The sequence below is a fragment of the Anaerostipes hadrus ATCC 29173 = JCM 17467 genome (assembly GCF_030296915.1).
In the GTDB taxonomy this organism is placed as follows: domain Bacteria; phylum Bacillota; class Clostridia; order Lachnospirales; family Lachnospiraceae; genus Anaerostipes; species Anaerostipes hadrus.
The window spans coordinates 869,717-890,460 of record NZ_AP028031.1; the positions used below are offsets into that span (position 1 = coordinate 869,717).

Consider the following 20,744-nt stretch of genomic DNA (forward strand, 5'->3'; position numbering starts at 1 on the left):
TGACTTGAATACAATGTTATCAGAAAGACATGAATTAAATAAGATCGCACTGTTAGAATTAAAGAAAGATGTAGAAGAAACAAGAGAATTTTCTTCATATTTTTCTAAAATGGCAGATCTTTTATTATATGTAAATGAGATTTACGATACCAAAGAGAGGACATTAGAACAGTTAAAACAGTGGAATAGAATATGGTATGAAGAGATCAGCCAGGAACAATATGCACATAGTTTTGGGAATCCAGAATTTTGTACAGAAAAGTTTGGAAAAGAGTATGGTCAGATCTTCGCATTTTTATATGCAGAGATGCGCAGTGGATTTATCTATGCGATCGAAGGAAGACTGTTTGACCTTGTGATCAACAATGAATTGTTCTTGGAAATCAGCAATTTATTTTTGTCAGGAGAAGAACATCCGCAGAAGATCAAGCATATTGTTTTTGATCATATGAGAGATTACAGCGAGGATGTTTTTGAGTACAGAATCAGAGAACAGTTAGACCCAGAACTTGATTTTGCAACAAAGATCGTGATGGAATCTGATCTCAGTGATCCAGATATTTTGTATCAATATGGAGAATATATTTCCGAAAATGAAATTGATACTTTAAAGTTTTTAAATAAATTACCACAAGAAGAGATTACAGCAATGGCCAAAACATATGTTGATGGATTTCATGAAGGATTTATCATCAATAACATTGATATGAGCCCAAAACGAAGTGTTAATATCCGTTATACGATCGGATTTGAACCAGTTGTCAGAGAGGCAGTTCGTTTATTCTCAGAAATTGGGCTTGCACCGATCATCTATAGAAGTGGTGTATCTGTTTTAACACGAGGACTTCATAAGATTGGTTATGTTTCATCTTCTCCAAACCCACAGTATGAATATGACCACAGATATGATCAGGCGATATTCTTTGATAATCGTTTTATGAAACACAAATTAGAATGTTATCATAATGCATATGAACATTATAAAGATGAAGCATATGTGTTTGCTGGACCAGCTTGCATGGAAACATTTGGGGAAATACCTTTTTTACCAGAGAATAAAGAAGAGAATTTAAAATTAAGCAAGAAGCAGCAGGAGCTTTCTGTGGAATTTCAGATGAAAGCCTCAGAGATCATGAATCAATATATCAAACCAGAGCAGAGGAGCTTTACGATCATTTCATATCCAATTCCTGAGATCGGGGATAACTTTGAAGAGATTTTTAAAGAAGTCGTGAAAGTTAATACATTGGATAAAGACAAATACAGACAGATTCAGCAACATTTGATCGATGCCCTGAATCAGGCAGTGGAAGTTCATATCAAAGGAAAAGGAAAGAATAAGACCGACCTATACGTAGCGATGCATGAGATGGATGACCCATCCAAAGAAACGAATTTTGAAAACTGCCTTGCAGATGTCAATATTCCAGTTGGAGAAGTGTTTACCTCACCAAAATTAACAGGGACCAATGGAGTACTGCATGTTGGAGAAGTCTATTTAAATGATCTGAAATTCATTGATCTTGAAATTACTTTTAAAGATGGAATGATTTCTGAATATACATGCAAAAACTTTAAAACAGAGGAAGAAAATAAGGCATTTATCAAAGAGAATCTCTTATATAACAGAGATACGCTCCCAATGGGCGAGTTTGCGATCGGAACAAACACAACAGCATATGTGATGGCGAAGACATATGATATCTTATATCAGCTTCCGATCCTGATCGTTGAGAAGATGGGACCTCATTTTGCAGTGGGAGATACTTGCTACAGTCATTGTGAAGAAACTGAAGTTCACAATCCAGATGGCAAGGAAATTGTTGCAAAATATAATGAATGCTCCAAAGAAGGCGAGTATTTCCAGTGCCACACAGATATTACGATTCCATATGAAGAACTGGATTCTATTTGTGCGATCACCCTTGGCGGAGATGAGATTTTACTGATCAAAGATGGTAAATTTGTACTTTCTGGTACAGAAACATTAAATGAACCATTGACGGAAATCGGTTAAATCAGTACAATGATAAGAAAGATAAAATCCTGAAAGGGAAGTTTTTGTTAATTTCATAAGATAAGGAGAAAGAACATGGCAAAAGTAGCAATTGTAATGGGCAGCGATTCTGATATGCCTATCATGAAAAAAGCAGCAGAGTTTTTAGATCAGATGGGGATCGATTTTGAGATGACGATCATTTCCGCACACAGAGAACCAGATATTTTCTTTGAGTGGGCAAAAGGTGCGAAGGACCGTGGAGTGAAAGTGATCATTGCAGGTGCTGGAAAGGCAGCACATCTTCCAGGTATGTGTGCAGCTTTATTCCCAATGCCAGTTATCGGTATTCCGATGAAGACTTCCGACCTCGGTGGTGTTGATTCTTTATATTCTATCGTACAGATGCCATCTGGAATACCAGTAGCGACTGTAGCGATCAATGGAGGACTTAATGCAGGAATCCTTGCAGCGAAGATCCTTGCAACATCAGACGAGAAATTACTTGAGAAATTAGAAGCTTACAGCGAAGAGATGAAACAGTCAGTTGTAGAGAAAGCAGAGAAACTTGACAAAGTTGGATACAAAGATTATGAATAAGAAGATTCTTGCAGCGTTTTTATGCGTATGTATGGTTGTAGTTACAGGAAGTTTTCCAGTAAGTGCAGCAAAAACAAAGAAGACATACAAGATTGCAATTGATGCAGGACACCAGGGAAAGGGAAACAGTAAGACAGAACCTATCGGACCGGGCGCGAAGATGCGTAAACCCAAAGTAGCATACGGAACGCAGGGAGTCAAAACGAAAGTACCAGAATCCAAATTAACTCTGCAGATTGCATTAAAGCTTGAGAAAGAGTTAAAGAAACGCGGTTATGATGTGTATATGATAAGAAGAAAACAGAATGTAAACATTAGCAATAAGCAAAGAGCGATCCGTGCAAATAAAAGTGGTGCTGATATCTGTATCAGACTGCATGCGGATGCAGCATCAGCGAATGTTCGTGGTGTTTCTGTGCTATACCCATCACAGCAGAATCCTTATGTAGCAAAATTAAGCAAGAAGAGTAAAAAACTCTCAAAGAATATACTGGACAGTTATTGTAAGTCAACCAAATTCAAGAAACGTGGTTTATCAAAACGTGACGATCTTACAGGAACAAACTGGAGTAAGATTCCAGTGGCACTGATAGAGATGGGATTTATGACAAATAAGACCGAAGATAAACAGATGCAGAAGAAGCAGACACAGAAGAAGATGGTAGACGGCATTGCAAATGGTATTGATCAATATTTTAAATAATCAGGAGGAGAAGTAACAATGGATTACAAGAAAGCAGGCGTGGATATTGAAGCAGGATACAAATCTGTAGAACTGATGAAAGAACACGTAAAGAGAACCATGAGAGAAGAGGTACTTGGTGGATTAGGAGGATTTTCCGGAGCATTTTCTTTAAAGAAGATCAAAGATATGGATGATCCAGTCTTACTTTCAGGAACTGATGGATGTGGAACAAAAGTAAAACTTGCAATGATCCTTGATAAACATGATACGATCGGTATCGATGCAGTTGCTATGTGTGTAAATGATATTGCATGTGCAGGAGGAGAACCTCTGTTCTTCTTAGACTATATTGCCTGCGGTAAAAACTATCCTGAAAAGATCGCTGAGATCGTAAGCGGTGTAGCAGAAGGATGTGTACAGTCAGATGCAGCTTTAATCGGTGGAGAGACAGCAGAACATCCGGGACTTATGCCAGAAGAAGACTATGACCTTGCAGGATTTGCAGTTGGTGTATGTGACAGAAAAGACCTGATCACAGGAGAAAACTTAAAAGATGGAGATGTCTTGATCGGTATGGCATCTACAGGAGTTCACAGCAACGGATTCTCTTTAGTAAGAAAAGTATTTGATATGAGTAAAGAATCTTTAAATACATATTATGATGAATTAGGAAAAACATTAGGAGAAGCATTACTTGCTCCGACAAGAATCTACGTAAAAGCATTAAAGAGTGTGAAAGATGCAGGAGTTACAGTTAAAGCATGCAGTCATATCACAGGTGGTGGATTCTATGAGAATATCCCACGTATGCTTCCAGAAGGAATGAAAGCAGTTGTGAAGAAAGACAGCTATGAAGTACCAGCAATCTTTAAACTTCTTGCCAAAGAAGGAGATATCGCAGAAGAGATGATGTACAACACATTCAATATGGGACTTGGAATGGTTGTTGCGGTTGATAAAGAAGATGTTGATAAAACAATGGAAGCAATCAAAGCAGCAGGAGATACACCATATATCGTAGGGCATATGGAAGCTGGAGAAAAAGGAGTTACTTTATGCTAAAAGTGGCAGTACTTGTTTCCGGAGGAGGAACAAACCTTCAGGCCATTATCGATGGAATCGAGAATGGAAGCATTACAAATGCGAAGATTGATGTTGTGATCAGCAATAATAAGAATGCATATGCACTTGAGCGTGCGAAGAAACATGATATCGAAGCAGTTGCACTTTCTCCCAAAGATTTTGAGACAAGAGATTTATTTAACGAAGCATTGTATAACGAGCTTGTAGACCGTAAGATTGATCTGATCGTTCTTGCGGGATGCTTGGTTGTGATTCCGGAGAAGATCATTCATGAATTTGAAAACAGGATCATCAATATTCACCCATCATTGATCCCATCATTTTGCGGAACAGGCTATTATGGATTGAAGGTTCATGAGAAAGCCTTGGCAAGGGGAGTTAAAGTTTCTGGAGCAACCGTTCATTTTGTCGATGAAGGAACGGATACAGGTCCGATCATTGCCCAGAAGGCAGTAGAGATCAAACAGGGAGATACTCCAGAAGTTCTTCAGCAAAGAATCATGGAGCAGGCAGAATGGGTTATTATGCCGAAAGCCATTGATGACATTGCTAATGGAAGGATCAAAGTCGAAGAAGGAAAAGTCATTTATCTATAAATCATTCAGATCACGAAAGAAAGGAAATGAAAGATGAAAGTTTTAATCGTAGGAAGCGGTGGAAGAGAACACGCGATCGCATGGTCTGTCGCTAAAAGCCCAAAAGTAGACAAGATTTATTGTGCACCAGGAAATGCAGGAATTGCAGAATTTGCGGAATGTGTAAATATCAAAGCAATGGAATTTGATAAACTGGTTGCATTTGCGAAAGAAAATGCAATTGATCTTACGATCATTGGAATGGATGATCCATTAGTTGGTGGTGTTGTCGATGCATTTGAATCAGAAGGACTGCGTGTTTTTGGACCAAGAAAGAATGCAGCGATCATCGAAGGTTCCAAAGCATTTTCTAAAGATCTGATGAAGAAATATAAGATTCCAACAGCTGCATATGAGAATTTTACAGATCCAGATGAAGCTATCAAATATTTAGAAACAGCTAAGATGCCAATCGTATTAAAAGCGGATGGATTAGCACTTGGAAAAGGTGTATTGATCTGTAACACATTAGAAGAAGCTAAAGAAGGTGTTAAGACATTAATGCTTGACAAACAGTTTGGCGATGCTGGTAATGAAATCGTTATTGAAGAGTTTATGACAGGAAGAGAAGTATCTGTTCTGGCATTCTGTGATGGAAAAACGATCAAATGTATGACATCCGCACAGGATCATAAACGTGCTAAAGATGGAGATCAGGGACTTAACACAGGAGGAATGGGAACATTCTCTCCAAGTCCATTCTACAATGATGAAGTAGAAGCATTCTGTGAAAAATATGTCTATCAGTCAACGATCGATGCGATGGCTTCTGAGGGAAGACCATTTACAGGAATCTTATTTACAGGATTGATGATCACAGAAGACGGACCAAAAGTCTTAGAATACAATGCACGTTTTGGAGATCCAGAAGCACAGGTTGTTCTTCCAAGAATGAAGAATGATATCATCGACGTGATGGAAGCCTGCATTGATGGAAAATTATCTGATGTAGAATTGGAATTTGAAGATAATGCAGCAGTATGCGTTGTTTTAGCATCTGACGGATATCCAGAGAAATACGATAAAGGATTCGAAATCAAAGGATTAGATACATTCAAAGACAAAGATGGATATTATGTATTCCACGCTGGAACAAAGTTTGATGGTGATCAGATCGTGACAAATGGAGGACGTGTCTTAGGTGTTGTAGCAAAAGGAGAAAATCTAAAGGCTGCAAGAGCAAATGCTTACAAAGCAACAGAATGGATTGATTTTGCAAACAAATATAAGAGAAATGACATCGGAAAAGCAATTGATGAAGCATAATCTTTAAAGGATGATCATATAAAAAGGATGGCTGAGAAATCAGCCATCCTTTTTGTAGTAGTACACATATATGAAATTACATTGTGATAATTCCAAAAGCATTTGCAACTGAGCTGATCAAAATGATCGCTGCAAAAAGCGGACACAGATATTTGATCATAAAACAGAAAATCTTCTTGCGGCGAAATGCCTGTCCGTCTTTTGTGATCTCTTCTTCTATTTTATCAACTCCAACAACTTTTGACACCAGAAGGCAGGTTGCGATCGCGGCAATCGGCATCATCACAGAGTTTGTTATGAAATCGAAGAAATCAAGAAATTGCATTCCAAGAATCTTAAAATTCGCAAGAGGTCCATACCCAAGGCAGGAAAGCGTTCCAAGCAGTAACATAACCATTCCCATGAACACAGTTGATTTTTTACGGCTCCAATGTAGTTCATCTTCGAACGTCGAAACAGCACTTTCTGTCAGTGCGATCGAACTTGTCACAGCTGCAAACAGTACTAATAAGAAAAATACAATACCGATCGCAGTTCCAAATCCCATGTTTGCAAAAACTTTCGGGATTGTGATAAACATTAAGGCAGGTCCAGACTTTAATGTTTCGGCATTACCGCCAGAGAAAGCAAAAACAGCAGGAATGATCATAAGTCCAGCCATGATCGCGATCGCAGTATCAAAAATCTCAACATTCTCTGTAGATTTTTCAATGGAAGTATCTTTCTTCATATAAGAACCAAATGTGATCAATATTCCCATTGCAATGGATAAAGAATAAAACATCTGTCCCATTGCAGATACAACGGTCATCCATGAAAAATGATCAAAGTTTGGCACAAGAAAGTATTTTACCCCTTCAATAGCACCTGGTCTGGTTACAGAATACACAGCGATGATCAGTGATAAAACGATCAGGATCGGCATCATAAATCTTGATACACGCTCAATTCCATTTCGTACACCAGCGTAAATGATACCAAGTGTAAATAATGTAAAAATGATAAAACAGATTTCTGTAGACCACCCATTGGAAATAAATGTCGTAAAATAAGCATCGCCAGCTAAAGTTTTACTATGTCCGGCAAAATATTCGATCAGGTATTTGATCACCCATCCACCGATCACAGAATAATAAGGAACGATGAGGATCGGAATGATTGCATTGATCCAACCACCAATAGATATAAAACGTGAGTTTCCAAAGCTTTCAAATGCTCCAACAGGGCTTTTTCTTGTCATGCGTCCAAGAGAAGTCTCCGCCATGATCAAGGTGTAACCGAAGGTCAGTGCAAGTATGATATAAACAAGTAAAAAGATTCCACCGCCATATTTAGCAGCGAGATATGGAAATCTCCAGATGTTTCCAAGCCCTACGGAAGCACCAGCAGCTGATAATACAAAGCCAAGCTTTCCAGAGAAAGTGCTTCTTTTGTGTTTCTTCATTATAAGTTGTCTCCTTTAACTAATGTTTCCATACGCATTGAGCGTATCTGAATCAGTTTAACACAGCAGCAGGAAAAAAGCAAAGAAACTGATAAAAATATTGTATGGAAAATATTACATATGTATGCCATAGAAAGACAAGTGTTTTTGTATAGTGTGCTGAAAGTGACTGATTATTAAAAAAAATACTTGCAAATATCAGAATCATCATATAAAGTAAATATTGCGGATAAGAAAAATAAACATAGGCATTTCTTTCTGATGAACAAAAAGAAATGAACTCTGGAGAGTCTCATAAGTGAGCGCCGAAGGTGTACAGTTTCTATTAGGAAACTAATCTCTCAGGCAAAAGGACAGAGCTTTATAAGCAATGTATTCGATACTCTTTAGAGCTGATTTAATCAGCTCTTTTTTGTATACTCAGATATGCAAAAATCAAGCTGTTCAAGGTTACATTCGCAAAGATCTATTTTTGGAGGAATGAAAAATGTTAAACACGCTAAACGATGTACTAAACAACGTCGACAATTTTATCTGGGGGATGCCCCTCATCATCTTGATCCTTTTTACAGGAATCTTATTGACAGTCAGGCTTCGAGGACTACAGATCAGACATCTTGGAAAGGCACTACATTATGTATTTCATAATGAAGATGATGGAGAAGGAGAAGTTACAAGTTTTGGTGCATTATGTACGGCACTTTCAGCAACGATCGGAACTGGTAATATCGTAGGATGTGCGACAGCAATCGTTGCAGGTGGACCAGGAGCATTATTCTGGATGTGGCTTGCAGCCTTTTTTGGAATGGCAACAAAATATGCTGAAGGAATGTTAGCGGTTAAGTATAGAGTGATCGCAGAAGATGGTCACACACTTGGCGGACCATTCTATTACATTGAAAAAGGAATGGGTAAGAATTTTAAATGGCTTGCAAAATTGTTCTGTGTATTTGGAACAATGGTAGGTTTGTTTGGAATCGGAACGTTTACACAGGTAAATGGAATCACATCAGCAGTGAATAACTTCTTTGACCCATCCAATGTACATACGATCAGCTTATTTGGAATGAATTATTCTATTAGCGTTGTTGTAGCAGGAATTATCGTAACAATCTGTGCAGGACTTGTTATCATTGGAGGAATCAAGAGAATCTCTAAGGTATCAGAGGTTATCGTGCCATTTATGGCAGTGACATATATTGGTGTCTGTCTGATCATTGTATTCACACATTTACCACAGGTACCAGCAGCATTTGCTGAGATCGTACAGTCAGCATTTGGACTAAAAGCAGTTGCAGGTGGAGCAATCGGAGCTATGACAGTTGCAATGCAGAAAGGTATTGCAAGAGGAATCTTCTCTAACGAAGCAGGACTTGGATCAGCGCCGATCGCAGCGGCAGCAGCTCAGACAAATGAACCAGTACGTCAGGGACTTGTATCTATGACAGGAACATTTATTGATACGATCATCGTATGTACAATGACAGGACTTGCAATCGTTATGACAGGTGCATGGGATATGGGACTTGAAGGAGTTGCAGTCACAACAAAGGCATTTGCATTAGGACTTCCATTCCCTGCAAAAGCATCAGCATTTGTATTAATGATGTGTCTTGTATTCTTTGCATTTACAACAATTCTTGGATGGGCATATTATAGTGAAAGATGTCTGGAATACCTGGTAAATGGAAAGAAATTCGTTATCACAGCGTTCAAATGGTTTTATATTTTAGCAGTATTTATTGGACCATTTATGACAGTTAGTGCTGTATGGACTATTGCGGATATCTGTAATGGATTAATGGCATTCCCGAACCTTGTAGCACTGCTTGCGTTGAACGGAGATGTTGTATCTGAGACAAGAGGATATCTTGAAAGAGTTGGTATTGTGAAAACAACAGTAGGAGAAGCATAAAGAAAATATTGCTTTACTTTAACACTCTGATATAGTATAGTGGAACTATAAGATCAGAAAGGGAGTAAATGCTAATGAGCAAGAAAATCAAGACAGAAGCGGCAAAAAGATTATTTCAGGCAGTACTGACATTAGAGACAGAAGAAGAATGTTTTACATTTTTTGAAGATCTTTGTACAGTAAATGAATTAGAATCGTTAGCTCAGAGATTTGAGGTGGCTTCGATGTTATATGATAAGCATACATACTTAGAAGTTGCAGATAAGACAGGTGCTTCCACGGCAACCATCAGCCGAGTGAATCGTTCATTGAATTATGGAAGTGATGGCTATGATATGGTATTTAAACGAATGAAGAAATAGGCAGATGCCTATTTCTTCTTTTTCTTTTCTGATTTATTGTTTGACTCTGGTTGATAGAGTTCATCGATCATTTTCTCAATCACCTGTTTCCTTAGATAGATATCATATCCAAGAAGTGTAATAAAAGCAAATTGCTGCAGCTGTTCTTTCTCCTTTGACTCCTTTAATTCAGCAAAAGTAGCCTCAGATTTATGAAATACATCTGCGATCGAATCTCGGATCGCCGTATTATGATCATGTTCCAGCTTGAAAATCTCATTATAAATCGTGTAAAAAGAATTCTTTGAGTCCTGATCATCAAAATGTTCATTTAAAGGATCTAACAGATTCTTAATATCTGAAATTGATAAAAAATTCTTCAGATAATAAATATAAATTAAAAGAATCATGTGATTCCTGGAATATTTCTTCTTATTAGAAGGTGGAAGAAGATGGTTTTTGGTATAGTTGTTGATCATGGTTTTTGTAAATATCTTATCTTCTTCGAAACGCTTCGTATTCTTTAGCTGTTCTTCTAAAAAAGTAGTGACCTGATCCATATACAATTCGATGTTTGGAAGGTCTTCTGGAAGCACATAATCGAGTTTCATCCATTCTTCGAGTTGTTTTTCAAATTCCATAATGATTTCTCCTTATCTTATGACTATATTATACGGTTATTCAAACCATATGACAAGAGAAAAAACATCAGGTGCAACGGACTGGACTCGCTTCGCTTGATAAGGTATAATAGCAGTTAAGCTTTGAGAAAGGAATTTATCTATGGGAATTTATGATACATTAAATGAACAGCAGCAGGAAGCCGTTTTTTGTACGGAGGGACCGCTTTTGCTTCTTGCTGGTGCAGGGTCTGGAAAGACTCGTGTGTTGACGCACAGGATTGCTTATCTGATGGATCAGGGTGTGAATCCTTATCATATTATGGCGATCACATTTACAAATAAAGCAGCGAAGGAAATGAGAGAGAGGGTCGATGATCTGGTCGGATTTGGAGCAGAGCATATCTGGGTCAGTACTTTCCATTCAACTTGTGTGAGAATCTTAAGAAGGCATATTGATAAGCTTGGTTATGGAAACAGTTTCACGATCTATGATGCAGATGATCAGAAATCCCTGATCAAACAGATCTGCAAGCAGTATAAGATTGATACAAAGATGATGCCAGAGAGAAGGATCATCAATGAGATTTCTTCTGCTAAAGATGAATTTATGACACCTTCCGAGTACGAAACAAGACATCAGTATGATTTTAAGAAGAAAAAGATCGCACAGATTTATAAAGAATATCAGAAGCAGTTAAAGGCAAATAATGCACTGGATTTTGATGATCTGATCTTTAAGACCGTGGAATTATTTCAGTTCCATCCAGAAGTGCTTGATTATTATCAGGAGAGATTTCGTTATATCATGGTTGACGAGTATCAGGATACAAATACGATCCAGTTCCAGTTAGTCAGTATGCTTGCAAGAAAATATCAGAATCTCTGCGTTGTAGGTGACGATGACCAGTCTATTTACAAATTCAGAGGTGCGAATGTAAAGAACATCTTAAACTTTGAAAATGTATTTCCAGAAGCAGTTACGATCAAACTCGAGCAGAATTATCGTTCCACGAAGAATATCTTAAATGCAGCGAATGAGGTGATCAAACACAATAAGGGAAGAAAAACGAAGAAACTTTGGACTGAGAACGAAGAAGGGGATCTGATCGAATTCCATCAGTATGGAACAGAATACGAAGAAGCAAGAAAGATCATTCATGAGATTGAAGATCTATCCAAAGAAGGCTATGATTATAAAAATATGGCAATCCTTTATCGTACTAATGCGCAGTCTCGTGTATTTGAAGAAAGTTTTATGATCAAAAATATTCCATACCGTATTGTGGGAGGCACAAACTTCTATCAGAGAAAAGAAGTGAAAGATATTTTGAGTTACTTAAAAGTTGTTGATAATGGGCTGGATGATCTGGCAGTGCGAAGGATCATCAATGTTCCAAGACGAGGGATCGGTGCAGCAACAATCGAGAAGATCAATGTGTATGCAGTTGAGCATAATATTAGTTTTTTAGATGCATGCTTTTCTGCGGATAGCATTGATACATTGGGAAATGCAAAGAAAAAGATCAATGGATTTGCTGATCTGATCCGTGAATTCAGACGCAAGATGCAGGAAGGATCGCTGGAAGAATTATTTAAGTATATTACAGATGAAACAGGATATATTGCGAATCTTAAAGCTGAAGAAACGGAAGAAGCTGAAGGAAGAATTGAAAATATCAATGAGCTTTTAAATAAAGTTGTAACATATGAACAGGAAGCAGAAGAAGCGAGTCTGTCAGAATTATTAGAAGAGATCGCATTGGTTGCAGATATTGATAATCTAGAAGATTCAGATAACAGGGTTGTATTAATGACACTGCATAGTGCAAAAGGTCTGGAATTTCCATACGTATTTATTTGTGGTATGGAAGATGGAATCTTCCCAAGTTATATGACGGTGATGTCTGAAGATGATGACGATATGGAAGAAGAAAGACGTCTTTGCTATGTAGGAATCACAAGAGCAAAGAAAAAGCTTTATTTAAGTGCGGCAAAACGAAGAATGATGCAAGGAAGAACTCAGTTTAATAAAGTTTCACGGTTTATCGATGAGATTCCGGAACAGCTATTACAGTTAGACACAGGGGTCAACTTCAAAGAAAAACGTCCAGATAAAGCATTGTTTTCATCAAATCGCAGTAATCGATTTAGAAAACCATATCAAGCAAAATCATTTACTTCAACGAAAATGGATACTTTACCATATGATGTTGGAGATATGGTGAAACATATAAAATTTGGAAAAGGAAAAGTGCTTGAAATTGTCTCTGGAGGCCGTGATTACGAGGTAACAGTAGACTTTGAGAAAGCAGGAGTGAAAAAAATGTTCGCATCCTTTGCAAAACTAAAAAAAGTCGAATAAAATGAACGAAAAAGTTAGTAAAATATAGTTAGAAGTGATATAATAAAGAAAACGCATAAGAAAGGAATGAGCGGCATGGAAAAATTAAGTGATCTTTTAGAAATGGCAAAAGTTTCAGACATCATTGCAACAAAAAAAGAAAAAGAAGATAACAAAATCGTTTGGGCGTTAGCGATCATCGGAGCGATCGCAGCAGTTGCAGGAATCGCATTTGCGGTATATAAATATCTGACACCAGATTATATGGATGATTTTGATGAAGACTTTGATGATGATTTTGACGATGATTTCTTCGATGAAGAAGATGATACGGATGTGAAAGAAGAAGACATCGAGGAAGTAGAATAAGAAAGCTTCATATAGGAAACTGAAACGAAGAAAGAACACCTGTTTTTGGTGTTCTTTTTTTGATACAATTAGCGGCTTTTTCCTATGATTTTTTTAGTAAGTCTAAGAAAAATAAAAAAGGATAATAAAAAAATATAAGATCAGAAACCGCATAAACAGGGGATTTGCGACAAAGTGTTCAAGAAAAATAAAAAAAGTTGAAAAAAGTTGTTGACATTTAAAGGACGATTCTATATAATAAATCTTGCTGTTGAGGAAATAGAGAAACAGCAAAGCACTTACGGGGTGTGGCTCAGCTTGGCTAGAGCGCTTGATTTGGGATCAAGAGGTCGCAGGTTCGAATCCTGTCACCCCGACTGTAAGCGGGTGTAGTTCAATGGTAGAACTCCAGCCTTCCAAGCTGATCACGTGGGTTCGATTCCCATCACCCGCTTTCATGAGTCTGTAGCTCAGTTGGATAGAGCAACGGCCTTCTAAGCCGTGGGTCGGGGGTTCGAATCCCTTCAGGCTCGTTTTTTATATATGGTGGGTATAGCGCAGCTGGTTAGCGCGCCAGATTGTGGCTCTGGAGGCCGTGGGTTCGAATCCCATTACCCACCCTATTATTTTGCCTAATAGATATGTGGTGAAGTAATTTAATTATATAAGGGTGTGTAGCTCAGGTGGTAGAGCACTTGACTTTTAATCAAGTTGTCCGGGGTTCGAATCCCCGCACGCTCACTATGCGGATGTGGCGGAATTGGCAGACGCGCTAGATTTAGGTTCTAGTGTCTACGACGTGCAGGTTCAACTCCTGTCATCCGCAGTTCTTTTAAGGATTGACAAGCATAACAAGATATGATAAAATATTTTTGTTATGAGTTACAAAATCATATAACACTTACGGGGTGTGGCTCAGCTTGGCTAGAGCGCTTGATTTGGGATCAAGAGGTCGCAGGTTCGAATCCTGTCACCCCGACTATAAGCGGGTGTAGTTCAATGGTAGAACTCCAGCCTTCCAAGCTGATCACGTGGGTTCGATTCCCATCACCCGCTTTTTAATTTTATAGGTAACCTATAAGATTTGAGTCTGTAGCTCAGTTGGATAGAGCAACGGCCTTCTAAGCCGTGGGTCGGGGGTTCGAATCCCTTCAGGCTCGTTTTTCTATATCTGTATATATTATATAGAAGTAACACATATGGTGGGTATAGCGCAGCTGGTTAGCGCGCCAGATTGTGGCTCTGGAGGCCGTGGGTTCGAATCCCATTACCCACCCTGATCATTAAATTTTAATGATGATGGGCTATCGCCAAGTGGTAAGGCACAGCACTTTGACTGCTGCATTCGCTGGTTCGAGTCCAGCTAGCCCAGTTCTTGATAATTATATAAGGGTGTGTAGCTCAGGTGGTAGAGCACTTGACTTTTAATCAAGTTGTCCGGGGTTCGAATCCCCGCACGCTCATTGTTGTAAGAGATATGATTTTAGAGAGATCTAGGATCATGTCTCTTTTTTGATGTATGGAAATATGCTATCATTAAATTAACAAAGCAAAGAAGAAATATTATGTACGCATTCGTACCTATAAGAAAGTTGGATTCAAAAATGTCTATTCAAAATGGCTGAATGTAAAATCGGCAAAAACAAAGTAAGAACCAGTACTAAAAACACAAAAATGGCTGTATCTGCGGGAATTAAGTAGACACAGCTATTTTTGTATAAAAATACTTGACAGGAATACCAATACTTGATATACTATTCAAGCAGTCGACAAGAAAACAAATGCTTGTTGTTTTGCAATATGCGGATGTGGCGGAATTGGCAGACGCGCTAGATTTAGGTTCTAGTGTCTACGACGTGCAGGTTCAACTCCTGTCATCCGCAGTATTTTTTTGTCTAACAAAGAAAATTAAAATGAAAAAAGTTCTTGACAATCATAACAGAACATAGTAAAATATATTTTGTTGTGAGCGACAAAAACACATAACACTTACGGGGTGTGGCTCAGCTTGGCTAGAGCGCTTGATTTGGGATCAAGAGGTCGCAGGTTCGAATCCTGTCACCCCGATTATAAGCGGGTGTAGTTCAATGGTAGAACTCCAGCCTTCCAAGCTGATCACGTGGGTTCGATTCCCATCACCCGCTTTTTAATTTTATAGAAATTCTATAAAGTTTGAGTCTGTAGCTCAGTTGGATAGAGCAACGGCCTTCTAAGCCGTGGGTCGGGGGTTCGAATCCCTTCAGGCTCGTTTTTCTATGTTTAAACATATTTTGATAGATAGAAGCAATACAATTACGGTGGGTATAGCGCAGCTGGTTAGCGCGCCAGATTGTGGCTCTGGAGGCCGTGGGTTCGAATCCCATTACCCACCCTGTTATTTTACTTATTTTAGCTAAAAGACAATAATATATGGGTGTGTAGCTCAGGTGGTAGAGCACTTGACTTTTAATCAAGTTGTCCGGGGTTCGAATCCCCGCACGCTCACTATTTTAAGAAGAGACAGAGTTTTAAAGAATTTAGAACTCTGTCTTTTTTTATATCATAGGAAATTTTACCAAAAAAGTAAAAAACATATTGAATATACAAAAAGAAACGAATATACTAAATATATACATATGATCAATTGAAGGGAGGAAATACGTATGAAAAAATTACTCACAAGGCTGTTCATTGCAATGCTGATATTGACATTTACTCCAACAATGAACACTCAGGCAAAGGCAAAGATCAAATTGAACAAAACAAAGATTTCTTTACAAAGAGGGAAAACTTACACCTTGAAAGTAAAAGGAACAAAGAAAAAAGTAAAGTGGTCAAGCAACAAGAAAACGATCGCAACTGTAACAAGAAAAGGAAAAGTTACAGCCCAAAAGCCAGGAACAGCAGTGATCACAGCCAAGATCGGAAAGAAGAAATACAAATGTAAAGTAAAAGTATGGAAGAAAACAACAAAGAAACCGACAAAGACTAATACAGAGCCGAATCCGATAGGGACAAGAGTCAATCCGGCTGATCCAAGAACAGGAATCACATTAGATACAACAGGAGGAACCGTTTACTTCAAACTGACAGAAACTTTAAAGGGACAAGAAGCAGAAAACCGATTATTACAGATGAATCAATCATTAGAAGAAATCAAACAAGGAGAATATGAACATACAGGAACAACCTTAGTACTGTTTGTTTATGATGTGCAGGCTGTGAATGGGTTTGCTGCTTATCCATTAAATGGTCTGGATATCATCAATTCCTATGCACTATATGATGGAACATGCTCGAAAAATATAAAGAATATAGAAAGTTTCTATTTATCAGAAGGTTATGAAGCAATGATACCAACAAATCTGAATTTATATACAGGAGCAAGCAGTAAAATGTACGAAGCTCTCTGGGTTCCAGATGAAATGACCTCATTTAGTAACCAGCTATATACAAGAAAACTTGCACCATATTGGGTAAAATATCAATTTTAACATAATATAGCATCATTTATATACAAACAATCTGCTATAGCCAAAAACTATATCGAACTAAAAGAAATACATATTTTACAAAATCCTAATACACTGTTATACTAGACTCAATCAGTTGAAACAATACAATATAAATAACAAAAATAATAGAAAGAGTATGAGGTGAAAAGTATGAGAAAAGGAACATTAAAAAAAGCATTAGCATTAGCACTGACAGGAGCAGTTTTAGTCGGAGCATTCGCAGGATGCGGAGCAAAGAAAGATAGCGGTGATAAAAAAGAAACAAAGAAGATCGTTATTGGAGCAAGTCCATCTCCACATGCTGATATCTTAAAAGTAGCGAAGAAAGAATTAAAGAAAGAAGGATACGAATTAGAAATTAAAGAATACTCTGATTACGTACAGCCAAATACAGCACTCGAATCTGGAGATTTAGATGCAAACTATTTCCAGCACAAACCATATTTAGATGACTTCAACAAACAAAAGAAGACACATTTAGTATCCGCTGGAACAATCCATTATGAACCATTTGGAATCTTCCCAGGAAAGACAAAGGCATTAAAAGCATTAAAGAACGGTGCAACAGTTGCAGTTCCTAACGATACAACAAATGAAGCAAGAGCGTTATTATTGTTACAGGATCAGGGACTTATCAAATTAAAAGACGGAGCAGGATTAACAGCAACAAAGAAAGATATCGTAGAGAATAAAAAAGATTTAGCAATCAAAGAAATCGAAGCGGCTCAGATTCCAAGATCATTAAAAGATGTTGATATCGCAGTTGTGAATGGAAACTATGCTTTAGAAGCAGGATTAAAAGTCAACAAAGATGCATTAGCAACAGAAGATGCTGATTCTATCGGAGCTAAAACATATGGAAATGTTGTAGCAGTGAAAAAGGGAAATGAAAAAACAGATGCAACAAAAGCACTGATCAAAGCTCTAAAGAGTGATACAGTGAAAAAATATATCAATGACAAATATGATGGAGCTGTTGTACCTCTGTTCTAAGAGCAGAAGATTGCTATAAACCATAAATAATTTATGGAAGTAACAAGAAATTATTGAAAAAATCAACTGAAATTGTTATGATTAAGCTATTGTCTGTCAGGAAAACTGATAGGCGATAGCTTATCTGATTTTACAGGATAAGAAGAAAGTCCGATGAAGTGATCAAAGGACAATGAAAAATAAGAAAGGATAAAGTCATGATTGAATTAAAAAATATAGATGTTACCTTCCAAAATGGCAGTCATGAATTCAAAGCAGTTGATAATGTAAGCTTAAAGATCAACAAAGGAGAGATTTTTGGAATCGTAGGACCAAGTGGTGCTGGAAAGAGTACTCTGGTACGTGTGATCAATTTGTTACAGAGACCAACGAATGGAGAAGTGATCATTGAAGGATCAGATATTACGAAGTTTAACCGAAAGCAATTAAGAAAAACAAGATTGAATATTGGAATGATCTTCCAGCATTTTAATCTGATCAGTGGATCAACGATCGCTGAAAATGTTGCATTTTCATTGTATGCCAATAACTATCCAAAGGATAAGATCAAAGACAGAGTGAAAGAACTCTTAGAGATCGTACATCTTCCAGAAAAAGCAGATGCATATCCAGCAAACTTAAGTGGAGGACAGAAACAAAGAGTTGCGATTGCAAGAGCATTGGCGAACAATCCAGATATCTTGTTATGCGATGAAGCAACCTCCGCATTGGATATTGAGAATACAGAAGAAATCGTGGAATTATTACGAGAGATCAATGAAAAAACACATATCACGATCGTATTTATCACACATGAGATGGATGTAGCAAAGAAATTATTTGATCGTATTGCATTTATGGAAGATGGAAAGCTGAAAGAAGTTACAGATATCTATTCTGCCTTTGCAAATCCTAAGTCAGATATTGCAAAGAGTCTGGTACAACGCGTATTAAATGTAGAGGTTCCAGAGGGATTAAAAGCAAAAACAAATGAAGAGATCCTTCGTTTAAGTTATACAGGAGATGATTCTTATGATCCTGTGATCAGTGTTGCTTCTAAGAACTATGATATTACAATGGATATCATCAATGGGAAAGTCGATTACATCAGGAATAAACCATTTGGTATGTTGATCGTAATCCTTAGAGGAGAAGATGCAGAACGTAAGAAAGCATTAGAATACATTAGTAAGAATGTATATAAATTAGAGAGGTTAGGAGGAAGATAATATGAATGAAACATTAGAGATCATCCAGTCAGAATTTGCCCAAGCATCTTTTGAGACCTTTGAGATGGTATTGATCTCCATGATCGCAGCAGCAATCCTTGGAACGATCTTAGGACTAGTATTACATTTGGCATCGAATCCGATTTTTTATAAAAACAGGGTAGTTAATGGCATTACAGGAACGATCATCAATGTGATCAGGTCTTTGCCATTTATCATTTTGATCATTGTATTACAGCCGTTGGCAAGACTGGTTGTAGGAACAAGTATCGGACCAATCGCAGCATCTGTATCTTTGGCAATCGCAGCAATCGCATTCTATGCAAGACTTGTGGAAGGTGCATTTAGTGAGGTTGATAAGGGTGTGATTGAAGCAGCGGTTGCAACAGGAGCAAGTATGCCTCTTATTATTCGTAAGGTTTTATTTGTAGAAGCAACACCAGCACTGGTTCGTGCTTTAACTGTAACTTTTGTTAGTGTGATTGGATATTCAGCAATGGCTGGAGCTGTTGGAGGCGGTGGAATTGGTAATCTTGCGATCATGTATGGATATAACCGCTATCAGACAGGAGTATTATTAGTAACAGTTGTTGCACTTGTCATCATTGTTCAGGTTGGACAATGGATCGGAGATAAGATCGCACTGAAGCTTACAAGAAAATAAGATCAGCCAAAATATAAAACAAAAATAAGAATTTTTCATATCAAAATAAATATTTTCTTTTCTTCTGGACAGAATATAAGTATCAAGATGTTAAAGAGAAAAGGAGATACAAGATGAAAAAGACGTTAAAACTTACGAGTCTTTTGTTTACACTGATCCTTGCAGTATCCGTTGTATTTACTGGATGTGGCAACGGCAGAAAGGATTCTACGACAAAAGGAACAACAGAAAATAATAATGCATCAGCTACAACGGAAGATAATCTGGTAGACGATGCTGAGGATGCCGTTGATGATGTGGCAGATGGAGTTGGAGATGCGGTAGATGATATCGCAAATGGTTTTGATAACTATGACGATGCACATGATTATTTATTAAACCGTCTGCAAAATGACGATAAAGATGGTAAGTATGAAGTTCGAAATGAGACAAAAGACGAACAGGAATACAGGGATGGAGCCAGTGGATATCATTTTGAAATCTATGATACATCCGATGATTCTGGGAAGAAATACGGAGATTTCTATGTAGATAAAGATACAGGAAAGATCTACAAACGAAATACAAAAACAGAGAAATTAGAAGAATATAAGAAATAAAAAGAAGGCACAGGGGTGTTAATCCTGTGCCTTCTTTAATGCATTTTTGATCGCTTGTTTTAATAATGTATACGTATACTGGCTTTGCCCGTCAAATTTGATATCATCAATATTTTGAACTTTTGGAAGTTGTTTATTGATCTCATTTAGAGAAGGTTCGATCAGAGGATACATTGTTTTGATCGATTTATTTAAATGTTTTAAAGAAACCGATCTTGCTTTGCCGTCCTTTACCGTGACCGAAAGTTCTAATTCGTTTTCTCCAAGTTTTAATGGAGAAGAATAGACACCTTGTGTGTAACCGGAAGTTTCTTTTGTTTTCTTTGATTTATGGGAAGGAACAAACATAAAGATTAAAAGTAAGATCAAAAGTATTCCAAGTAAGATAAAGATTCCGGTGTAAATAAGTTCCCGTGCTTTTAATACGACAATTTTCGTTTTTGATGACATAGTTATCCTCCTAAAAGATTCTATCTATAGTTTATGAATGGAATGAGATATTTAGAACA

The 20,744-nt window shown here is 37.5% G+C and carries 18 protein-coding genes, 18 tRNA genes and 1 riboswitch; of the genes, 33 read left to right on the forward strand and 3 right to left on the reverse strand.

Annotation, left to right across the window (positions count from 1 at the left end):
* Positions 1 to 13: 13 nt before the first annotated feature.
* The 6 genes from QUE18_RS04195 (at position 14) to purD (ending at position 6,265) form a co-directional block, all read left to right on the forward strand.
* The gene (locus QUE18_RS04195) at positions 14 to 2,017 is read left to right on the forward strand and encodes an aminopeptidase (RefSeq protein ID WP_009203057.1); all 2,004 of its coding nucleotides are present in this window, start codon (positions 14 to 16) and stop codon (positions 2,015 to 2,017) included.
* Positions 2,018 to 2,092: 75 nt separating this feature from the next.
* Positions 2,093 to 2,596 (forward strand): 5-(carboxyamino)imidazole ribonucleotide mutase, encoded by a 504-nt coding sequence (gene purE / locus QUE18_RS04200; protein WP_008392456.1) that lies wholly within the window; start codon positions 2,093 to 2,095, stop codon positions 2,594 to 2,596.
* Positions 2,589 to 3,299, forward strand: coding sequence for an N-acetylmuramoyl-L-alanine amidase family protein (locus QUE18_RS04205; protein ID WP_009203056.1), 711 nt, complete (start codon positions 2,589 to 2,591; stop codon positions 3,297 to 3,299). The genes purE and QUE18_RS04205 overlap by 8 nt, the downstream gene beginning before the upstream one ends.
* A gap of 18 nt (positions 3,300 to 3,317) precedes the next feature.
* On the forward strand, positions 3,318 to 4,343 hold the full coding sequence (gene purM / locus QUE18_RS04210; RefSeq protein ID WP_009203055.1) for a phosphoribosylformylglycinamidine cyclo-ligase: 1,026 nt from the start codon (positions 3,318 to 3,320) through the stop codon (positions 4,341 to 4,343).
* Positions 4,337 to 4,960, forward strand: a complete 624-nt coding sequence (gene purN, locus QUE18_RS04215) for a phosphoribosylglycinamide formyltransferase (RefSeq protein WP_009203054.1) — start codon at positions 4,337 to 4,339, stop codon at positions 4,958 to 4,960. Before purM ends, purN begins: the two co-directional genes overlap by 7 nt.
* A 33-nt stretch (positions 4,961 to 4,993) precedes the next feature.
* A complete protein-coding gene (gene purD, locus QUE18_RS04220; protein ID WP_009203053.1) occupies positions 4,994 to 6,265 on the forward strand; it encodes a phosphoribosylamine--glycine ligase in 1,272 nt (423 codons plus the stop codon).
* 76 nt (positions 6,266 to 6,341) lie between these two features.
* Here the strand turns inward: purD and QUE18_RS04225 are convergent, their stop codons facing one another.
* Positions 6,342 to 7,709, reverse strand: a complete 1,368-nt coding sequence (locus tag QUE18_RS04225) for a sodium-dependent transporter (protein WP_009203052.1) — start codon at positions 7,707 to 7,709, stop codon at positions 6,342 to 6,344.
* Positions 7,710 to 7,981: 272 nt separating this feature from the next.
* A riboswitch (glycine riboswitch) is annotated at positions 7,982 to 8,076 on the forward strand.
* 120 nt (positions 8,077 to 8,196) lie between these two features.
* Here QUE18_RS04225 and QUE18_RS04230 point away from each other — a divergent pair.
* Together QUE18_RS04230 and QUE18_RS04235 are read left to right on the forward strand one after the other, a co-directional pair.
* Positions 8,197 to 9,624: an alanine/glycine:cation symporter family protein gene (locus QUE18_RS04230; RefSeq protein ID WP_009203051.1), complete on the forward strand. Its 1,428-nt coding sequence runs from the start codon at positions 8,197 to 8,199 to the stop codon at positions 9,622 to 9,624.
* A gap of 74 nt (positions 9,625 to 9,698) precedes the next feature.
* A complete protein-coding gene (locus QUE18_RS04235; protein WP_015530549.1) occupies positions 9,699 to 9,986 on the forward strand; it encodes a YerC/YecD family TrpR-related protein in 288 nt (95 codons plus the stop codon).
* An 8-nt stretch (positions 9,987 to 9,994) separates the two neighbouring features.
* Here the strand turns inward: QUE18_RS04235 and QUE18_RS04240 are convergent, their stop codons facing one another.
* Positions 9,995 to 10,606, reverse strand: a complete 612-nt coding sequence (locus QUE18_RS04240; RefSeq protein WP_009203050.1) for a DUF1836 domain-containing protein — start codon at positions 10,604 to 10,606, stop codon at positions 9,995 to 9,997.
* Between the two features lie 142 nt (positions 10,607 to 10,748).
* Here QUE18_RS04240 and pcrA point away from each other — a divergent pair, with 142 nt between their 5' ends.
* The 25 genes from pcrA to QUE18_RS04365 all read left to right on the forward strand — a co-directional run bounded on the left by pcrA (position 10,749) and on the right by QUE18_RS04365 (position 20,235).
* Entirely contained in the window at positions 10,749 to 12,950 is a 2,202-nt protein-coding gene (pcrA, locus tag QUE18_RS04245; protein WP_009203049.1) for a DNA helicase PcrA, read from the forward strand.
* A gap of 66 nt (positions 12,951 to 13,016) precedes the next feature.
* A complete protein-coding gene (locus QUE18_RS04250) occupies positions 13,017 to 13,298 on the forward strand; it encodes a hypothetical protein (protein WP_008392446.1) in 282 nt (93 codons plus the stop codon).
* 281 nt (positions 13,299 to 13,579) lie between these two features.
* A tRNA-Pro gene (locus QUE18_RS04255) sits at positions 13,580 to 13,654 on the forward strand.
* Positions 13,655 to 13,660: 6 nt separating this feature from the next.
* Positions 13,661 to 13,731 (forward strand) — tRNA-Gly (locus QUE18_RS04260).
* 5 nt (positions 13,732 to 13,736) lie between these two features.
* Positions 13,737 to 13,810, forward strand: a tRNA-Arg gene (locus QUE18_RS04265).
* A gap of 13 nt (positions 13,811 to 13,823) precedes the next feature.
* A tRNA-His gene (locus QUE18_RS04270) sits at positions 13,824 to 13,897 on the forward strand.
* 48 nt (positions 13,898 to 13,945) lie between these two features.
* Positions 13,946 to 14,018: transfer RNA gene (locus tag QUE18_RS04275), tRNA-Lys, on the forward strand.
* 4 nt (positions 14,019 to 14,022) lie between these two features.
* Positions 14,023 to 14,103, forward strand: a tRNA-Leu gene (locus QUE18_RS04280).
* 78 nt (positions 14,104 to 14,181) lie between these two features.
* Positions 14,182 to 14,256 (forward strand) — tRNA-Pro (locus QUE18_RS04285).
* Positions 14,257 to 14,262: 6 nt separating this feature from the next.
* A tRNA-Gly gene (locus tag QUE18_RS04290) sits at positions 14,263 to 14,333 on the forward strand.
* A gap of 30 nt (positions 14,334 to 14,363) precedes the next feature.
* Positions 14,364 to 14,437, forward strand: a tRNA-Arg gene (locus QUE18_RS04295).
* Positions 14,438 to 14,479: 42 nt separating this feature from the next.
* Positions 14,480 to 14,553, forward strand: a tRNA-His gene (locus tag QUE18_RS04300).
* Between the two features lie 24 nt (positions 14,554 to 14,577).
* Positions 14,578 to 14,649: transfer RNA gene (locus QUE18_RS04305), tRNA-Gln, on the forward strand.
* Positions 14,650 to 14,667: 18 nt separating this feature from the next.
* Positions 14,668 to 14,740 (forward strand) — tRNA-Lys (locus tag QUE18_RS04310).
* Positions 14,741 to 15,079: 339 nt separating this feature from the next.
* Positions 15,080 to 15,160, forward strand: a tRNA-Leu gene (locus QUE18_RS04315).
* Between the two features lie 109 nt (positions 15,161 to 15,269).
* Positions 15,270 to 15,344: transfer RNA gene (locus tag QUE18_RS04320), tRNA-Pro, on the forward strand.
* A 6-nt stretch (positions 15,345 to 15,350) separates the two neighbouring features.
* Positions 15,351 to 15,421: transfer RNA gene (locus QUE18_RS04325), tRNA-Gly, on the forward strand.
* A gap of 30 nt (positions 15,422 to 15,451) precedes the next feature.
* Positions 15,452 to 15,525, forward strand: a tRNA-Arg gene (locus QUE18_RS04330).
* 49 nt (positions 15,526 to 15,574) lie between these two features.
* A tRNA-His gene (locus QUE18_RS04335) sits at positions 15,575 to 15,648 on the forward strand.
* Between the two features lie 40 nt (positions 15,649 to 15,688).
* Positions 15,689 to 15,761, forward strand: a tRNA-Lys gene (locus tag QUE18_RS04340).
* A 158-nt stretch (positions 15,762 to 15,919) separates the two neighbouring features.
* Positions 15,920 to 16,750, forward strand: coding sequence for an Ig-like domain-containing protein (locus QUE18_RS04345; RefSeq protein WP_009202780.1), 831 nt, complete (start codon positions 15,920 to 15,922; stop codon positions 16,748 to 16,750).
* A gap of 171 nt (positions 16,751 to 16,921) precedes the next feature.
* On the forward strand, positions 16,922 to 17,764 hold the full coding sequence (locus QUE18_RS04350) for a MetQ/NlpA family ABC transporter substrate-binding protein (protein WP_009202781.1): 843 nt from the start codon (positions 16,922 to 16,924) through the stop codon (positions 17,762 to 17,764).
* Positions 17,765 to 17,961: 197 nt separating this feature from the next.
* Entirely contained in the window at positions 17,962 to 18,972 is a 1,011-nt protein-coding gene (locus QUE18_RS04355) for a methionine ABC transporter ATP-binding protein (RefSeq protein WP_008391745.1), read from the forward strand.
* A gap of 1 nt (position 18,973) precedes the next feature.
* Positions 18,974 to 19,636 (forward strand): methionine ABC transporter permease, encoded by a 663-nt coding sequence (locus tag QUE18_RS04360; protein WP_008391746.1) that lies wholly within the window; start codon positions 18,974 to 18,976, stop codon positions 19,634 to 19,636.
* 113 nt (positions 19,637 to 19,749) lie between these two features.
* Positions 19,750 to 20,235 carry a hypothetical protein gene (locus QUE18_RS04365; protein ID WP_008391747.1) on the forward strand — a complete coding sequence of 162 codons (486 nt, stop codon included), beginning with the start codon at positions 19,750 to 19,752 and terminating at the stop codon, positions 20,233 to 20,235.
* Between the two features lie 18 nt (positions 20,236 to 20,253).
* Here QUE18_RS04365 and QUE18_RS04370 read toward each other — a convergent pair whose 3' ends face one another.
* Positions 20,254 to 20,685, reverse strand: coding sequence for a hypothetical protein (locus QUE18_RS04370; protein WP_009202782.1), 432 nt, complete (start codon positions 20,683 to 20,685; stop codon positions 20,254 to 20,256).
* Between the last annotated feature and the right edge of the window lie 59 nt (positions 20,686 to 20,744).

What these genes read in the sequence shown, in the direction of transcription:
- QUE18_RS04195 (WP_009203057.1), top strand. Translation starts at nt 14, where the DNA reads ATGTTATCAGAAAGACATGAATTAAATAAGATCGCACTGTTAGAATTA.
- purE (WP_008392456.1), top strand. Translation starts at nt 2,093, where the DNA reads ATGGCAAAAGTAGCAATTGTAATGGGCAGCGATTCTGATATGCCTATC.
- QUE18_RS04205 (WP_009203056.1), top strand. Translation starts at nt 2,589, where the DNA reads ATGAATAAGAAGATTCTTGCAGCGTTTTTATGCGTATGTATGGTTGTA.
- purM (WP_009203055.1), top strand. Translation starts at nt 3,318, where the DNA reads ATGGATTACAAGAAAGCAGGCGTGGATATTGAAGCAGGATACAAATCT.
- purN (WP_009203054.1), top strand. Translation starts at nt 4,337, where the DNA reads ATGCTAAAAGTGGCAGTACTTGTTTCCGGAGGAGGAACAAACCTTCAG.
- purD (WP_009203053.1), top strand. Translation starts at nt 4,994, where the DNA reads ATGAAAGTTTTAATCGTAGGAAGCGGTGGAAGAGAACACGCGATCGCA.
- QUE18_RS04225 (WP_009203052.1), bottom strand. Translation starts at nt 7,709, where the DNA reads ATGAAGAAACACAAAAGAAGCACTTTCTCTGGAAAGCTTGGCTTTGTA.
- QUE18_RS04230 (WP_009203051.1), top strand. Translation starts at nt 8,197, where the DNA reads ATGTTAAACACGCTAAACGATGTACTAAACAACGTCGACAATTTTATC.
- QUE18_RS04235 (WP_015530549.1), top strand. Translation starts at nt 9,699, where the DNA reads ATGAGCAAGAAAATCAAGACAGAAGCGGCAAAAAGATTATTTCAGGCA.
- QUE18_RS04240 (WP_009203050.1), bottom strand. Translation starts at nt 10,606, where the DNA reads ATGGAATTTGAAAAACAACTCGAAGAATGGATGAAACTCGATTATGTG.
- pcrA (WP_009203049.1), top strand. Translation starts at nt 10,749, where the DNA reads ATGGGAATTTATGATACATTAAATGAACAGCAGCAGGAAGCCGTTTTT.
- QUE18_RS04250 (WP_008392446.1), top strand. Translation starts at nt 13,017, where the DNA reads ATGAGCGGCATGGAAAAATTAAGTGATCTTTTAGAAATGGCAAAAGTT.
- QUE18_RS04345 (WP_009202780.1), top strand. Translation starts at nt 15,920, where the DNA reads ATGAAAAAATTACTCACAAGGCTGTTCATTGCAATGCTGATATTGACA.
- QUE18_RS04350 (WP_009202781.1), top strand. Translation starts at nt 16,922, where the DNA reads ATGAGAAAAGGAACATTAAAAAAAGCATTAGCATTAGCACTGACAGGA.
- QUE18_RS04355 (WP_008391745.1), top strand. Translation starts at nt 17,962, where the DNA reads ATGATTGAATTAAAAAATATAGATGTTACCTTCCAAAATGGCAGTCAT.
- QUE18_RS04360 (WP_008391746.1), top strand. Translation starts at nt 18,974, where the DNA reads ATGAATGAAACATTAGAGATCATCCAGTCAGAATTTGCCCAAGCATCT.
- QUE18_RS04365 (WP_008391747.1), top strand. Translation starts at nt 19,750, where the DNA reads ATGAAAAAGACGTTAAAACTTACGAGTCTTTTGTTTACACTGATCCTT.
- QUE18_RS04370 (WP_009202782.1), bottom strand. Translation starts at nt 20,685, where the DNA reads ATGTCATCAAAAACGAAAATTGTCGTATTAAAAGCACGGGAACTTATT.